The sequence below is a fragment of the Planococcus sp. NCCP-2050 genome (assembly GCF_023708025.1).
GTDB lineage: Bacteria > Bacillota > Bacilli > Bacillales_A > Planococcaceae > Planococcus.
On record NZ_BRCX01000001.1, the window covers coordinates 1,606,544 to 1,619,972 of the forward strand.

The 13,429-nt window shown below is 41.4% G+C and carries 17 protein-coding genes; 2 read left to right on the forward strand and 15 right to left on the reverse strand.

Annotated elements, in window-relative coordinates; all coding sequences use genetic code 11:
* Nucleotides 1–14: 14 nt before the first annotated feature.
* The 13 genes from NFU07_RS07955 to NFU07_RS08015 all read right to left on the reverse strand — a co-directional run bounded on the left by NFU07_RS07955 (nt 15) and on the right by NFU07_RS08015 (nt 11,461).
* Nucleotides 15–617, reverse strand: coding sequence for a flavin reductase family protein (locus tag NFU07_RS07955; RefSeq protein WP_251476508.1), 603 nt, complete (start codon nt 615–617; stop codon nt 15–17).
* A gap of 161 nt (nt 618–778) precedes the next feature.
* Nucleotides 779–1,204 carry an acyl-CoA thioesterase gene (locus NFU07_RS07960; protein ID WP_235197509.1) on the reverse strand — a complete coding sequence of 142 codons (426 nt, stop codon included), beginning with the start codon at nt 1,202–1,204 and terminating at the stop codon, nt 779–781.
* A 30-nt stretch (nt 1,205–1,234) separates the two neighbouring features.
* On the reverse strand, nt 1,235–2,719 hold the full coding sequence (locus NFU07_RS07965) for a sodium:solute symporter family protein (RefSeq protein WP_251476510.1): 1,485 nt from the start codon (nt 2,717–2,719) through the stop codon (nt 1,235–1,237).
* Nucleotides 2,716–3,021, reverse strand: coding sequence for a hypothetical protein (locus tag NFU07_RS07970; protein ID WP_235197511.1), 306 nt, complete (start codon nt 3,019–3,021; stop codon nt 2,716–2,718). The genes NFU07_RS07965 and NFU07_RS07970 overlap by 4 nt, the downstream gene beginning before the upstream one ends.
* A 45-nt stretch (nt 3,022–3,066) precedes the next feature.
* Entirely contained in the window at nt 3,067–3,852 is a 786-nt protein-coding gene (locus tag NFU07_RS07975) for an enoyl-CoA hydratase/isomerase family protein (protein WP_251476512.1), read from the reverse strand.
* 77 nt (nt 3,853–3,929) lie between these two features.
* Nucleotides 3,930–4,850, reverse strand: coding sequence for an amidohydrolase family protein (locus NFU07_RS07980; protein ID WP_251476514.1), 921 nt, complete (start codon nt 4,848–4,850; stop codon nt 3,930–3,932).
* Between the two features lie 36 nt (nt 4,851–4,886).
* On the reverse strand, nt 4,887–5,654 hold the full coding sequence (locus NFU07_RS07985) for a 3-hydroxyacyl-CoA dehydrogenase (RefSeq protein WP_235197514.1): 768 nt from the start codon (nt 5,652–5,654) through the stop codon (nt 4,887–4,889).
* 12 nt (nt 5,655–5,666) lie between these two features.
* On the reverse strand, nt 5,667–6,782 hold the full coding sequence (locus NFU07_RS07990) for an acyl-CoA dehydrogenase family protein (protein ID WP_251476516.1): 1,116 nt from the start codon (nt 6,780–6,782) through the stop codon (nt 5,667–5,669).
* 34 nt (nt 6,783–6,816) lie between these two features.
* The gene (locus tag NFU07_RS07995) at nt 6,817–8,367 is read right to left on the reverse strand and encodes a class I adenylate-forming enzyme family protein (RefSeq protein ID WP_251476518.1); all 1,551 of its coding nucleotides are present in this window, start codon (nt 8,365–8,367) and stop codon (nt 6,817–6,819) included.
* Nucleotides 8,368–8,845: 478 nt separating this feature from the next.
* Nucleotides 8,846–9,829, reverse strand: a complete 984-nt coding sequence (locus NFU07_RS08000) for a 2-hydroxyacid dehydrogenase (protein WP_251476520.1) — start codon at nt 9,827–9,829, stop codon at nt 8,846–8,848.
* Nucleotides 9,826–10,008: a hypothetical protein gene (locus tag NFU07_RS08005; protein ID WP_251476522.1), complete on the reverse strand. Its 183-nt coding sequence runs from the start codon at nt 10,006–10,008 to the stop codon at nt 9,826–9,828. The genes NFU07_RS08000 and NFU07_RS08005 overlap by 4 nt, the downstream gene beginning before the upstream one ends.
* A gap of 38 nt (nt 10,009–10,046) precedes the next feature.
* On the reverse strand, nt 10,047–10,349 hold the full coding sequence (locus NFU07_RS08010; protein WP_251476524.1) for a TIGR04104 family putative zinc finger protein: 303 nt from the start codon (nt 10,347–10,349) through the stop codon (nt 10,047–10,049).
* A gap of 83 nt (nt 10,350–10,432) precedes the next feature.
* Complete coding sequence (locus tag NFU07_RS08015; RefSeq protein WP_251476526.1) at nt 10,433–11,461, reverse strand: aldose epimerase family protein; 1,029 nt, start codon at nt 11,459–11,461, stop codon at nt 10,433–10,435.
* 129 nt (nt 11,462–11,590) lie between these two features.
* Between NFU07_RS08015 and NFU07_RS08020 the strand changes: the two genes are divergently transcribed.
* On the forward strand, nt 11,591–11,986 hold the full coding sequence (locus NFU07_RS08020; protein ID WP_251476528.1) for an SRPBCC family protein: 396 nt from the start codon (nt 11,591–11,593) through the stop codon (nt 11,984–11,986).
* 164 nt (nt 11,987–12,150) lie between these two features.
* Entirely contained in the window at nt 12,151–12,336 is a 186-nt protein-coding gene (locus NFU07_RS08025) for a hypothetical protein (RefSeq protein ID WP_251476530.1), read from the forward strand.
* A 71-nt stretch (nt 12,337–12,407) separates the two neighbouring features.
* On the opposite strand, the gene NFU07_RS08030 is transcribed toward NFU07_RS08025, so the two are convergent.
* Both NFU07_RS08030 and NFU07_RS08035 read right to left on the reverse strand, forming a co-directional pair.
* The gene (locus NFU07_RS08030) at nt 12,408–13,184 is read right to left on the reverse strand and encodes a hypothetical protein (protein WP_251476532.1); all 777 of its coding nucleotides are present in this window, start codon (nt 13,182–13,184) and stop codon (nt 12,408–12,410) included.
* A gap of 58 nt (nt 13,185–13,242) precedes the next feature.
* Nucleotides 13,243–13,401 (reverse strand): hypothetical protein, encoded by a 159-nt coding sequence (locus NFU07_RS08035; RefSeq protein ID WP_251476534.1) that lies wholly within the window; start codon nt 13,399–13,401, stop codon nt 13,243–13,245.
* Nucleotides 13,402–13,429 lie beyond the last annotated feature (28 nt).

Genomic DNA, 13,429 nt, shown 5'->3' on the forward strand with positions numbered 1-13,429 from the left:
TAAGCGAAAATCTTTTATTTTTCCCTTGGCAAACTGAAAAATCCATGCATTTCGCTGTATTGATGCGCGATACGGCCAAGCGGCTTCAATTTGTCGAGATCGACTTTGTAATTGCCGAGGTAGTATTCGTCCTTGATGTGATAGTGGACAACTTTTCCGAGGATGAGATGGTCGCTGCCGAGTTCGATGATGCGGTCGAGTTCCAGCTCGAACGAAATCGGCGCTTCCCCGACACGCGGAACGGAAACCGACGTGCTCGCAACCGGCGTCACGCCAGCCGCCGCAAATTCATCCACATCCATCGGAAAGTTTTTGGCGCTTTCATGCATTTCATTGGCAAGATCCGTATTGACGATATTGATGACATATTGCTTGTGCTGCCGGATATTCTCAAGCGTATCTTTGACCGTGCCAAGCCGTTCGCCGACTCCCGGTCCAATGGAGATGCACAGCATTGGCGGATTTCTTGATGCCACTGTGAAAAAACTGAACGGCGCAAGGTTCAGCTCCCCTTCCGTATCCATACTTGAGACCCAGGCAATCGGCCGCGGAACGACCGAACCTGACATCAGTTTATAGGCTTGCTGCGTATCAATTTTTCGTAAGTCGACATCCATTTCCATCACTCCAGACAAGTCATTTCTGTAACTAAAGGCTTGCCTTTAAGCTACCATTCCTTTAAGGGTGGTGGCAAGAAACACTGCCTGAAGCTTTCAATATTATTTATAAATATAAATCAAAAAATCTCTGGGTCCTGTAAAAGACACAGAGATTTTCATTATTGTCCATTAGATACTGCAGCAACTTCCGTGTCTTCAACCAAATGCTTTTTCAATTCTAAACGAATCGAATCTGGAATAGTTTCCGCTTTTTGCTTTTCAATATTAAAATTCACGTAAACAGCTTTAGCTTTCACACATAAAATTCCATCCTGATGGATTTCTTCATACAGTTCAAGACTGGAATTTCCAATACGATTCACCCATGTCAGTACTTCTGCATCTTTTCCAAAATAGATTTGGCTCACGTAATCGACATTCATGTTCAATATAATCATTCGCCAATTTTCAAATGAATGGTCCGGAGTGAATAAAGTGAAAATTGGATTTCGACCAGCTTCTAGCCAGACTGGAATTGTGGTGTTGTTAATATGCCCAACTCCATCCGTCTCTGAAACACGCGGCTCCACTTTTGTACGGTACATCTTTTCACTTCCTTGCTTCTTTTTTCTTTTCTATACCGGTTCTACGGGTTCAATATCCTCTGGCAAGAATTCCCGTTGATGGGCAATCGTCATTCGACGCAATTCTTTTTCTGTAGGCTCTGGAGTTAATAATGTTACTCCCACAGCAAATACCAATGAAATTGGCAATGCGTAAACAATTTCTGACAGCGCTGGCAAATCAAATGCGAAGAATAAAATCAGATAAGATATAGCTCCGGAAAGAGCAGCTGCTAGCGCGCCTTCTTTGTTCATCCGTTTCCACCATACTCCTAACAACAGTGGGAAGAAAAGCGTTGAAGCAAGCAGGCCCATCGCTGCGGAATACAAAAGCGACAACAAAGCAGGTGGATTAAACGCAAACAACATTGTGATGATACCGAAAACAACAATACTGATTGGCACTAATTTTCTTTTCTTTTCTTCTGGATAATCAGGTTTGACTGTTCCAATCAGATCGTATGCAAATGCCGCTCCAAGAGCCAGAAGCATTGCACTTACGGAAGACATAACTGCTGCGAAAATTGCAGCAAATGCGATTCCTTCGATCCAGCTTGGGGTCAATTCTTCTAAGAAAACTAAGAAAGCAGTATCTGCATCCGGTAAAGCGATTCCTCCTGTTACTACCATTGTAGATCCTACCACGAGGATTAACGTCACTACGCATGTTACGATATATAGCCCTAACCCAAGCGTAAGAGATGCTCGGCCAGTTTTTTCATCTTTCGCTGCGAAAATCCTCATAACTGTATGAGGTAAAACGGTCACTGCTGTAGCCCATACGATAAATGCCCCTAAATAGGCTATATAAGGATAGGTTTCAGATGTTGTCCAACTTGGTTTGATAGCCTGAGCTGCGGAATACAGATCAATCGGTCCACTTCCATACATCAACGCAATGATTCCTGTCACAATAACAACACCAATCATTAATAAACCTTGGAAAAAATCAGTCAAAGTAACCGCTTTCATGCCACCGTAAGCCGTATAGAAAATATAAACGATGCCGATAATTACAACTGACCATGTATAAGGAATGCCAAGAAGCCTTTCGCCGATTAAGCCGCCAATTTTCATCTGTGCCACTACATAGGCTCCAAGAGTTAAAATTAGGACAATCGGTATAACTATATTTAAAAGCTTGCTATTAAATCGAACTTTTATAAACTCTGGAACGGTCGAAACGCTCATATTGCGGAAGATTTTTGCTAAGTAGAATACCGTAATGACGTAACCTACAGCCACCCCACCATTATAGGCCATAATGTATCCCCAGCCGCCAGCGTAGGATACTCCCATATTCCCCATCATCGTTCCGCCAGTTGCAAAAGCGGCGAAAATCGCAAATCCATTGACCCAAAATCCGACGCCGCCTCCTCCAGTTAAGTATTCATGACTCGTTCCACTTTTCTCTAATCTCTTAGCATAAATACCGATTCCGATACACAGCAGCAAATATAAAACTGTTATGGATGTAGGTAAAATTTGAATGTTCATTTCATCTCCCCCTCTTTCTCAATCTGTGTAAAGGGAACTTCACGTTTGAATTCTTTTGTTTTACTTGTTTCGTTAACTGCAGCAGGATCTTTAACTTCTACTTTCAGCAAATCATAAAGGATAATTACAAAGCTCAATGCCATTATTCCAAGCAGCATCCAGTTAATTAAAGCTGTTCCTTTGAATTCGAGTTGGTAAGAGTATGGATTCATTGTAACGAGTATGGCCACTATAATCACAATGCTCCAAACCAATCGATGACGTGCCAATGGATAAAACCCTGTTGCTTTTTTAGTTTTCATTTGAATTCACCCCTATTTTTTTTTTGTTAGAGCACTTCAAAAAATTTATCGATTGTTGAATTCCGGTTTTCGCTTTTCAATGAAAGCAGTTATTCCTTCTCTTGCATCTTCTGAAAAGAAGACTCGCTCAAAGTAATCCACTTCTTTTCTTAAAGCTTCTTCCTGCGGGATTTCACTTCCTCGATTAACTAACTCTTTAATTAATGTAATAGCGATTGCAGGTTTATCGACTAATTTTCCGGCCAATTGATTGGCACATTCCATTAATTTATCAGGAGGGGCAATTTCATCAATCAACCCAATTTTTTCCGCTTCTTGTGCCGAGATGGTTTCTCCAAGGAACATCATTCTCTTTGCTTTTGCTGTGCCGATTAAACGCGGCAGCCTCTGAGTCCCTCCGCCTCCTGGTAACAGCCCCAAATTAATTTCTGGCAATCCTAGCTTGCTTGTGTCAGCTGCAATTCGAAAATCACAAGCTAAAGCTAACTCGCATCCCCCTCCAAGAGCTAGACCATTAATAACAGCAATTATTGGTTTTGGAAAGTGATCGATTTTGTTTAAAACTTCATGGGTCTTCCCAGCAAATCCCGCTACTTCTCCAACTTTTTTATTTTTCAAAAACTGAGGAAACTCTTTGATATCTGCTCCTGCTACAAAAGCTTTCTCTCCCTTTCCTGTTATCAGCACCACTTTTAATTCATCATCTTTTTCAATCTCTTGCAAATGGCTAAGTAACTGGCTAACAATCGCACTGTTTAATGCATTCACAGGTTGATTATCGATAGTTAGGGTTGCTATTGGACCGGCGACTGACATTTCTACAATACTCATTAGCACGCCCTCCTTTTCTTAAAATTCAGTCTTATTAAACTAAAATATTTTTTCTGCTTCTGCTCCAGAAAGTCAGGCTAATTTATAGGTATCGCCAAGAGTTCGGCAGCATTCTTATATAACCAACGTTCTTTTGTTTCATCGCTCAAATCGAGTGCTAAGATTTCCTGAATAATAGATTCTTGAGAGATAGCCATAAGTTGCCAAGCGGAACCGAATAAGACTTTGTTTCGAATCACAGTTTGACCATAATTTAAAAGAGGTTCCCACCCACTGCCTGACTTCTCCATATACTTAGGCCGATGTGCAGAAATATCAATATAGATATTTTCATAATTCCAAGCGAGCATTACCATTTCATGGAGCCATGGCCAACCTCCATGGCCTGCTACAATTTTTAATTTTGGATATTCCATTGCCACTTTTTCAATATTTTTTGGATGCCCCAAGTAGTTAGAGCTATTAGGCTTCCGATTTGCAGAACAATGAATCCATATAGGAAGCCCACGTGTTTCGCAAACCTCATATATTGCCGAATAGCGTTCATCATCTGGTGGAATTCCTGAAACGAAAGGTGTTAGACAAAGTCCTGCTACCTCATCATTCTCGATTGCATCTAGAGCTATTGCTACTCCTTCACTATTTAACGGATCTAGAGCTAAAAATGGAATGATGAATGAATCAAACTTACTTAGTAATCGAGCTTCTTCGGGCGCAGTGCAAAAAACCACACTATGCTGAACCCCTATTTCTTTTTGCTTTCGCACTGATTCTTCCGCTGACAGTCTGTATTTCAATTGTTTTTTTAGCTGATCGAACCTTTCTAGTTTATTTTTGCTTGTTGATAAGTTATCTAATAGGCCAGCATCCAGATGCAGGTTTTTCGCCAGACCCGAACCAAATGTTTCAGGATAGCCTTCCTGTTGAATAACAGATTCCATTACGAAGCTAGCCGCTGCTTCATGCGGCACATATCCAAAAAAATCAATAATGGGCAAAGGAAACACACTCCCCTTCCAAAACAAGTATTTTTATTATTTTGGAGCCATGCGAACTGCCCCATCTAAGCGAATGGTTTCACCATTTAGCATAGGATTTTCAATGATTGACTTGGCCAAATAAGCATATTCTTTTGGCTGCCCGAGTCGCGATGGGAAAGGAACTGATTTTCCAAGAGATGCACGCGCTTCTTCAGAAAGTTCGTTGAATAATGGTGTTTCGAATAGGCCAGGCGCAATGGTCATTACCCGGATTCCCATCTTAGATAGATCTCTAGCAATAGGCAATGTCATACCAACGATGCCGCCTTTCGAAGCACTGTATGATGCTTGCCCTATTTGTCCATCATAGGCAGCAACGGAAGCTGTATTGATCATTACACCTCTTTCGCCTTCCTCATTCGGCGTATTTTCTGCCATCTTTTCTGCAGTTAAACGGATTACATTAAAAGTGCCAATCAAGTTTACTTGAACGACTTTTGTAAAATCTGCCAAACTATGAGCTCCGGTTCTCCCAAGAGTTCTTTGTGGATTTCCGATGCCGGCACAATTAACTAGAATTCCAATATCTCCGAATGATTCCACCACTTCATTGAGTGCTTGTTTAACAGATACCTCATCCGTAACGTTTACTTTGTAGTAACTAACGTCACCATCAAATTCCTCCGCTAAAGAACGCCCTTTTTCTTCATTCAAATCAAAGATGGCTGCTTTTCCACCTTCTGATACTATTCTTCTCACTGTAGCTTCCCCTAAGCCTGAAGCTCCACCTGTCACTACCGCTACTGAATCTTTAATCTCCATTTCATTTCCTCCTTAAATCTGATATTTATAAACCATTTGTTTTCCAATCATGTTTTTTAATACTTCACGAGTCCCGCCCCCGATCGCCACACTCTTGCTGTCCCGGAAAATGCGTTCGACTTCGTTTTCCATCAAGTATCCATTTCCGCCCATTAGATCGACTGCTTTTGAAGCAATTTTCTCTGCCAGGCGTGTGGCTTCTAATTTTCCTACCGCAAGTGACGTGATGTTAACTCTGTCGGCGGCAAAGTCTTTAAGTTCTGTATCTGCCAAATGATTAATAATTTTTAAATCAGCAGCCATTTCGGCAATAATAAATTGTATACCTTGGAAGTCACCAATGTTTTGGCCAAATTGCTGGCGTTCTCTTATGTAAGCTAAAGCCTTTTCAAAGGCCGATTCTGCCATCCCAAGTGCCATGATAATAGCTCCAACACGGTCAAAGTTAATAGCGGACAAAACGTCCTTTAAACTAGTAGCCAATAGGTTTTGATGATTTGCTTTAGCCGTTTTAAAAGAAACCGTTGCAAGTCCAGAACCTTTTACACCTAGAGTCTCTAACTTTTCTCCCATAATTCCATGTTCATTTTGCTCCTTTTCCAGCAGCAAAGTATAGACATCTTGATCTTGTCGAGCAGCAACAATAAAGAAATCTGCATTCACACCATTTACGATATATTTTTTGGTTCCAGTGACTGAGTAACCATTTTCATCCTCTTCTACTACGGTATCCATCGAAGAAAGGTCCGAACCGTTTCTTGGCTCTGTAAGAGCAAAAGCACATAAGGCATTTCCACTTTTAATTCGCTTTATAAGCTGTTGCTTTATATCACTCTCTTCCATTCGCATACTGATTACCAGTGCACATAGATGATTGATGTGATACGACAAGGCGACTGAAGCGGAGACTTTCGCAATTTCTTTTAGTACAGCTGCAAAAAAATGAATTTCTTGCTTGAAATCATCTCCGATTGAATTAAAATATCCTTCATCTCCAAGAGATTTCATCAACTCTTTTGGAATGTATCCGAGGACTTCCGTCTTTTCTACTTGTTCACTAATTTGAGCATGATAAAATCCCCTAAAATCCTCAGTTAACTGAGGATTCCATTGTTTAGAAAGAAACATCTTTTTCCCCCTTCTCTTTTCTATCAGAAAGCGATCAATTTTTGGAGCTGCTCAGCTGGTAATCCCGAAGTTCACGTTTTAAAATTTTCCCTGCAGCGGTACGCGGTAGGCTTTCGACAAAAGTCACATGCTTTGGTTTCTTGTAGCCAGATACTTTCCCTTCACAATATGACTTGATTTCTTCAGGAGACAAAGACTCATTGCTGCTGACGATATAAGCGGATAAAACTTCTCCCCATTTTTCATCCGGCAATCCTACTACTGCGACTTCTATTACTTCAGGATGCGACAGAATTATCTCTTCGATTTCCGTAGTGAAAATATTTATGCCGCCACTAATTACCATGTCTTTTTTTCTGTCTACAATATAGAGGAAACCTTCATCATCAAAGTAGCCCATATCACCGGAAGAAACCCAGTCGCCTCGGAAGCACTCTTCTGTAGCCTGTGTATTTTTATAGTATTCTGCTCCCAGCAATAGACCTTTTTTATAAACTTCTCCTACTCCTCCCTCTTCTACAGGATTTCCATCTTCATCTAAAATCTTGAGTTCCATGCCGAAAATCGGTATGCCACATGAACGGGTTTTTCTCATTTGATCTTGCGGTTTCATAATTGTATAAAGACCATGTTCAGTTGAGCCGTAATATTCGTATAGGCCAGCATTGACGAAGTAATTGATGACCCCTTCCTTTACTTTGGTTAGTAATGCTGAACCTGCACAAATTAAAACTTTCATGGAAGAAACATCGAATTTCTCTTTGCTCTTAAAAGTAATAAGATCGTTGTACATAGTTGGCACCATCGGAGTAGCCGTAATCTTTTCATTTTCAATCAAAGAAAGGACTGTTTCCGGATGAAATTTATCCAAGATGTAAATACTTCCCCCGACATTGAGCTGTTGGAGCCCATATAAGAAGCCAAGCCCGTGATAAAAAGCTCCCGCAATTAATTCATAATCGTCATCAAGCACTCTAAATTCTTTTGTAATCACTTCCCAATTTTGAATGATTGTCTTGTGCGTAGTTAAAGCCGCTTTCGGATAACCTGTGGTTCCTCCGGTAAAGCCCATCCAAAAGTAATCATCTTCATAAACCTCTGCACTAATCGTTGAGATATCTTTTGTCCGGATTCGCTCTTCGTAATTGGCTTTCTTGCCTGAACCAATAACCAGAATTCGATCATGAGAAATATTCACCTCTTCTTGTATCTCGTAAAAAGTTTCCAATAATTCTTCGGAAATGATAATGGCTTTTGCATCAGAATGATCGATTGCATATTTCAGTTCTCTTGAGACAAAACGATAACTGATCGGTGCTACCACAATCCCCATTTTTGCTAACCCATATATAATCTCGGGGTACTCTCCACAATTAACTAAAAAAGTTAAAACCTTATCATTTTTTTGCAGACTATAATCTTCACTCATGATGCGTGCTACTTGATTACTTCGTCGATTTAATTGCTGCCAGGTAATTTCAAAGCCATTATTGGATTTCACAGCTAATTTATTTTTCGTGTGAAAACTTTCTCCAAAAAACTCAGGAATTTGACCTACTACCCGGTGATTGTGCTTCTTATACATATTTCTCACTCCTAAAATTAATTTTTATAACCGGAAATTGAATACGTAACCATTTTGAAAATAAAAAAATATGGTTCTTTTGAAACTTAGTCTTGTTAATAATTTCAGAATTAAAGTAAAGCGCTTTCATTTAAGAAATTAATGAATAGTTAATTTGGTTACGATAAACATTTAAACTAACTAGTGAATTTTCTGTGAACTTTCTTATATTTAGAAATACTAGCTTAGGTAGATAGTTCCGTCAATAGTATTCAGAAAATTAATAAAACATAAAAAAATAAATTATATTTAAAAAACATCAAAAAAAATTAATGGTACTATTTGTTAAAGAAATAAGAAAGAAAAACAAAAAAACCCGCGTCCCTCAAGGCGCGGATTTGTAAATAGTATTATTTGAAACTAAAATTGAAAATAAAACTATATAAATTATTATTCAAATTTTCATCAAAAAAATTTCCTTGGAATTAATTTAGCTACTTCACTTGTAAGTATCTTTTAATTCTTTCATCACATTCTCCGGAACTTCCCCTGTTACACCCGCTACTAAATTCTCGGCCGCTTTCATGACCATCGCTTCACGGGTTTTAGCTGTCGCTGAGCCGATGTGTGGAAGTGCGGTGACTTGTTTCATTTTCAGTAATGGGTTATCCAGATCGACCGGTTCTTTTTCAAAAACATCGAGTGCAGCTCCCGCAATCTCACCGGATGTCAGCGCTTCGATCAACGCCTGTTCATCGACTACTGCCCCTCTTGCGGCGTTGATCAGGTAGGCGGAAGATTTCATGCGTTTGAATTGTTCCATGCCCATCATATGGCGGGTCGAATCGGTGAGCGGAACGATCAAGACGACAAAATCGGATTTCTCCAAGAGCTCGTCCAGCCCGCTGTACTGCATGCCATATTTTTCATCAAGGTCAGGCTTAGGCGTTGTTGCGTAGTAACGGACGTTCATCTCAAAACCGAAGACTGCTCTTCGTGCAATCTTTTCACCAATGCGCCCCATTCCGACAATTCCTAGATTTGCATGATGTACATCCGTGCCGAAAAGCTCTTCCGCTTTTGTGTCTTTGCTCCAAAGCCCTTGTTTTACGTAGTTGTTCAGCTCCGGAACTCTTCTCGCCGCTGATAAAATCAATGCAAATACAAGATCAGCAACCGTTTCATCCAGAACAAACGGCGTATGGGTGCCGATGACGCCAAACTCCCTCATGGCTTCCAGGTCAAACGAATCGTAGCCGACTGCAGTATTGCTAATGATTTTTAAATTCGGCAGCTGCGAGAGAAAGTCGCGCGTCACAGCTGCATTCTGCACAAGCAATCCGTCTACTTTCTTTGCTTCCTCGAGCAGAATATGGTTCGGAATCTTCTCTGGATTCTTCCAGATTTTATAGTCGCAATGCTTCGCTATGTAAGTTTCCACTTCAGGCGACACCGGTCTCGCAATAAAAACTTTTGGCTTCATCTGGACTCCTCCCTGCTTTCAAGTCTGTTCTTTCTGGATGAATGATTTTTCTGGTCTTTTATTAACGCAATCAATTCCTGATTTTGCCGTACCTGCTCACTCAAACTTCTCTTAACTGAAAGCATCCACCACATAATTGCCAGTAATCCGACTAAGCTGAAAATAGATTGCAGCTCCATTCGTTTTCACTCCTATCTCAACCACTTCATCATTTCTCTTACCATAATGGTTCGTCTTTGCTTGTCAGCTGCATCTTGAATGGGTAGAGCATTAACGCAATTCCAAAAAGAACAACAGCCAGCAAGACATAGACCGGAATGCTCAAATCAAACAATAAATCGCTGAAAATCAGGATGGCAAGCGGAAGAAAATTAAACATGCCTGCCTCGCCACGGCTCTTGGACGTCACGTATTGGATTTCGCCGCAATGCGGACATTCCATTCCATGATTGAATTTGATGTATTTCTTAAACGATTTCTTCCAACTCCATTGCTGTCCGCAGTTTTGGCATGTCGGCATGATTTTCCCCTCCTGTTTTCTCTAATTCTTCTTACTATTACTTACGATCCAAACTGAAAATAGTTTCAAAATTTTCCCTTTTCCTAGTTTTTAAAGCGGAAAACCGTTTTCGATTCAAATACTTCTCCTGCATCAAGCAATATAGCCGCCAGATTTCCAGGCGCCACCTGCGTTTCCAAACAAATGCCAAGATGCCGTTCGGACTTGCGTTCTTTCAACTGGATATCGCCGTCTAGATTATTGCCGGAAAAGAAAATCACGGCCGGCCGGTCCGTTTCCACTTCCATAACCCGTCCGCTCTCCGGATCTTCGAGTTTCAATTTTGACATTCCTTCTCCGTTCAAAAGAAAGGGATGGTCGTATCCGCCGCCGACCATTTCAATTTGTGGATGTTTCGATTCAACTCCTTCTTCAATTATCCGGCCATTCCGAAAATCAAATACTGAATCCTCTACATTAAGCGCATTGCCTGTGGGGATAAGGGAAGAATCCAGTTCAACAAATTGTTCGCTTTCCATTGTCAGCACATGTTCTAAAGCATTGCGTTTCAAATCACCGCTTAAATTGAAATACGAATGGTTCGTCAAATTGACAGCAGTCTTTTTATCAGTCACTGCCCGATAGCTGATTGCGAGTTCGTTTTGTTCATTCAAGGTGTAAACAACTTCGGTTTCAAGGCGTCCAGGAAAGCCTTCTTCCCCGTCTTCGCTGATATAAGTGAAACGGACGCGAACTTCTTTGTCGTCCACTTCTGCCTGGCCATTCCACACTTTCCGGTGAAATCCTTCCGACCCTCCGTGCAGCGTATTATTTCCGTCGTTTGCCGGCAATTCTAAAGATTCCCCGTCTATAGTAAGCACAGCTTGCTGAATGCGTCCGGCAACCCGGCCAACTATCACCCCTAAAAACGCTTGGTCGTTCACGTATTCATCCAAGGTTTCGTAGCCTAGAACCACATTTTCCACTTTACCTTCACGGTCCGGCACACGGATTTCCTGAATAGCACAGCCCCATTCAAGGAATGTCGCTTCCACGCCATTTGAATTGCTGACGGTAAATGCCTTCACCGCTTCGCCTTCCACTGTCCCAATCACTTTTTCTTCCACTTTCATCTTTCATTCCCCCTGAATTTCTATTTCCTCTATTCTTTCACTTTCCCCGCACACTGACAATGCTTTTGGCTGAAAGTTGAAATAATTGGACGGATTCGATACGATGTAAAGAAATGGGAGGTCCTTCCGATGAGTGTTGATCAACGTTCTGTCTTTATCGATGCCGATTTGGATACCGTCTGGAAAGCCCTGACGATTGAAGGGAGTTTTTCCACTTGGTACGCACCGGGTTCCTTATGGACAATTCCACGTCTGGAAGCCGGAGAAAAAGCCGTTTTCACCTTAATGCCGAATGAACACAACCAATTGGAGGAAGGCGAACATGTCGAAATGATTTTTACGATTGAAGAAGTCATTTTGAATCGCCGTTTTTCCTATTCTTCCGATATGGATGGCCTGAAGTTCGTCTTTGACCTCGTACCGGAAGAGTCCGGTACACGCGTGCATATTAATATGGACGGATTTGAGCTGAGCCTTGCCAATCTCAAAGCATTTGCGGAAGGCCGCGAATTGCCAAACCGTTAACAAAAAGACAGCCAGAGATGCATCTCCGGCTGTCTTTCCAGTTTCGTCTTATACGCAAATTATTTTCTGAAAATATTAATTATTGAAACTTTTTACAGATTTAACCGTATACTAACTATAAACCGAAATTGTTGGACGTTAAATCAATGAAGGAGGAGTTGGATATGCATTGGATGATGTGGGTTTTTTGGGGATCTCTTGTAGCGATATTCTTAATTGCTTTTCTAGTCGATGTGGTGACGAAAGGAAAATATAAGCTAAGCAAACCGGCGAAGACGCAAAACCAGGATGCAGCTGAAGCAGATGCCCGCCGGCACGCGGGACGAAGCGACAATCAAGGCATGTTTTAGCCGGGACGCAAAAATGAGCTTGGATCAATTGATCCAAGCTCATTTTGATGTCCATTTTTATTTAATCGCCATTACTTCCTTATAAAAGAACTCATTTCAATTGGCAGGAATTCACGGTCCCACGGATACCACAGCCATTGCTTGCCTTCTTTATAAATATGGAACTTTCTTGCAATATCCTCGCCATTATGTAAAACAGCTGCATAAATTTCAGGATCTGGCGGATTTCTGATCAGCTCCGGATCTTGCGGGGCGTGTTCACCTTTAAGTATCTTCAAAAACTCTTGTACATCTTGCTCATCTTCCAGCATGTTGAGCAGCTCCGGTGAACTGAAATTATCATAGAGAAATAGATCGTAAATCTCGATTTTTGCTATTTCCTCCAGTTTAAGGTCTTTGAAATGCTGCGGGTAGCCCTCGCTTTTTGCCTCATTCATGTACAGGCTATACCCGTTGATTTCTGCAGAGTCTTTCGCTGCTAAAAAATCCGGCAGCCCTTCCACGTAATAGAGTTCAGTGCCAGGCTCCCAGAAGGCCGCATCCCCGTTTTTCACTTTGTACTGGGTGGAATTGATATTGTCGCTTACCCTGAATGCTACTTCGCCTGCTTTTTCGCCAATCTTTTCCGGATCAGCCAGAACAGCAGAGTCTAACGCTATGTAATAGTTTCCATCCCATTGGATGAAATCAACCCAATCCAAAATCGCTTCCGGTCCTTCTTCCTGAATTTGCGGCTTGGCATTTACAGCATCCTCTTGCATCTCTTCTGGAGAAGCGGCTGGAGATTCGTTAGCGCCGCATGCCGCAAGAAATAAGGCCAGTAAAATCAGTAAAATGATCTTTTTCATACTTCCCCCTCACATTCCGCTTTTCTTATTAGACGCATCAACAACAAGCCGGTTACAGTTAACTCGATTCTTTCTTCCTGGGTGACTGCACGAGCCAAATGACGCCAACTCCGAATAAAGCAAACAAGACGCGCCAATACCCATTCGAAAAATCGATATCCAATAAGAACGTCAAGGCGAAATACAGGAAAAATATAATGAAGTACCGGTAAATCATCCCTTAGCTCTCCTCCTTACTGCCAAGC

Coding starts and splice junctions, on each gene's coding strand:
- NFU07_RS07960 (WP_235197509.1), bottom strand. CDS start 1,204: ATGTACCGTACAAAAGTGGAGCCGCGTGTTTCAGAGACGGATGGAGTT.
- NFU07_RS07970 (WP_235197511.1), bottom strand. CDS start 3,021: ATGAAAACTAAAAAAGCAACAGGGTTTTATCCATTGGCACGTCATCGA.
- NFU07_RS07995 (WP_251476518.1), bottom strand. CDS start 8,367: ATGTATAAGAAGCACAATCACCGGGTAGTAGGTCAAATTCCTGAGTTT.
- NFU07_RS08020 (WP_251476528.1), top strand. CDS start 11,591: ATGAGTGTTGATCAACGTTCTGTCTTTATCGATGCCGATTTGGATACC.
- NFU07_RS07955 (WP_251476508.1), bottom strand. CDS start 617: ATGGATGTCGACTTACGAAAAATTGATACGCAGCAAGCCTATAAACTG.
- NFU07_RS07985 (WP_235197514.1), bottom strand. CDS start 5,654: ATGGAGATTAAAGATTCAGTAGCGGTAGTGACAGGTGGAGCTTCAGGC.
- NFU07_RS08005 (WP_251476522.1), bottom strand. CDS start 10,008: ATGGAGCTGCAATCTATTTTCAGCTTAGTCGGATTACTGGCAATTATG.
- NFU07_RS07965 (WP_251476510.1), bottom strand. CDS start 2,719: ATGAACATTCAAATTTTACCTACATCCATAACAGTTTTATATTTGCTG.
- NFU07_RS08010 (WP_251476524.1), bottom strand. CDS start 10,349: ATGCCGACATGCCAAAACTGCGGACAGCAATGGAGTTGGAAGAAATCG.
- NFU07_RS07975 (WP_251476512.1), bottom strand. CDS start 3,852: ATGAGTATTGTAGAAATGTCAGTCGCCGGTCCAATAGCAACCCTAACT.
- NFU07_RS08035 (WP_251476534.1), bottom strand. CDS start 13,401: ATGATTTACCGGTACTTCATTATATTTTTCCTGTATTTCGCCTTGACG.
- NFU07_RS08025 (WP_251476530.1), top strand. CDS start 12,151: ATGCATTGGATGATGTGGGTTTTTTGGGGATCTCTTGTAGCGATATTC.
- NFU07_RS08000 (WP_251476520.1), bottom strand. CDS start 9,829: ATGAAGCCAAAAGTTTTTATTGCGAGACCGGTGTCGCCTGAAGTGGAA.
- NFU07_RS08030 (WP_251476532.1), bottom strand. CDS start 13,184: ATGAAAAAGATCATTTTACTGATTTTACTGGCCTTATTTCTTGCGGCA.
- NFU07_RS07990 (WP_251476516.1), bottom strand. CDS start 6,782: ATGTTTCTTTCTAAACAATGGAATCCTCAGTTAACTGAGGATTTTAGG.
- NFU07_RS08015 (WP_251476526.1), bottom strand. CDS start 11,461: ATGAAAGTGGAAGAAAAAGTGATTGGGACAGTGGAAGGCGAAGCGGTG.